Source organism: Mesorhizobium sp. M2A.F.Ca.ET.037.01.1.1 (genome assembly GCF_003998075.1).
Classification (GTDB): Bacteria; Pseudomonadota; Alphaproteobacteria; order Rhizobiales; family Rhizobiaceae; genus Mesorhizobium.
This window is the reverse complement of the sequence record NZ_RZSA01001568.1, coordinates 1-852: the sequence shown is the minus strand read 5'-3', so window position 1 is coordinate 852 and position 852 is coordinate 1. Positions and strand designations below refer to the sequence as shown.

Here is an 852-nt window from a genome sequence, read left to right as displayed (position 1 = left end):
TCGCATCGCAGACGAACAGCCAGGCGGCGTAGCTCGTCGCGGTCGCCGCCAGCCGCGCGCCGCTGCCGTCGGAAAGCGTGTAGCTGGCGATGAAGATCGATGTGCCAAGCGCGAAGCCGACGGCGCGCAGATTGAGCCTTTCCAGATGCGCGCCGCCGCGAAACGACATGACCAGCGTGCCGATCGACAACAGCACGATGCCGAGGATGGCAAGCGGCGCAGGCACCTCCCCGACCAACACAATGCCGCCCAGCGCCGAGAGCAGCGGCGCGGTGCCGCGCGCCAGCGGATAGGTCTGGGCGAAATCGCCGGCCTTGTAAGCGCCGATCAGGAATGTCCGGTAGCCCATGTGGAAGAAGACCGAGGCGAGGATGAATGGCCAGACCTCGGCCTTCGGCATCTCGACAAAGGGCAGCACCACGAGCGCCGCGGCGCCCATGCCGAGCGTCATCAGCGTGATCGACAGGAAGCGGTCGAGATGCACCTTGACCAGCGCGTTCCAGATCGCGTGCATGGCTGCCGCCGAGAGCACAGCCAGGAAGACGAACAGCGTCATGCCCGCCTCACCTGCCCGCCAGACTTGAGCCGATGCCCGGCGTTTCCAGGTCGATCTCGACCCTTAGCGGAAAATGGTCTGATGCCACCGCGCCGATATCCGCTGTCACCGAACGGACGCGCCTGGCCAGCATGCCGCCGACGAAGCAATGGTCGAGCCGGCGTTTCGCCAGCCTGCCGTCGATGATCTTTTCATGCGTGTGGAAATCCGGCCCAGGCTCGCTGGCGACGGCGGCGGCATCGACGAAGCCGTCGATATAGGCCGCGCCGGGATGATACGGCATGCTGCCGGTAATA

General features: G+C 65.7%; 1 protein-coding gene and 1 pseudogene. Both read right to left on the bottom strand.

Annotated features, from left to right (window positions below):
- Nucleotides 1-556: EamA family transporter (locus tag EOA27_RS38425; RefSeq protein ID WP_127258957.1), on the bottom strand; the 556-nt coding region annotated here is incomplete at its 3' end.
- A 7-nt stretch (nt 557-563) separates the two neighbouring features.
- Nucleotides 564-852: pseudogene (locus tag EOA27_RS38420) on the bottom strand (EEP domain-containing protein); the annotation flags it as partial.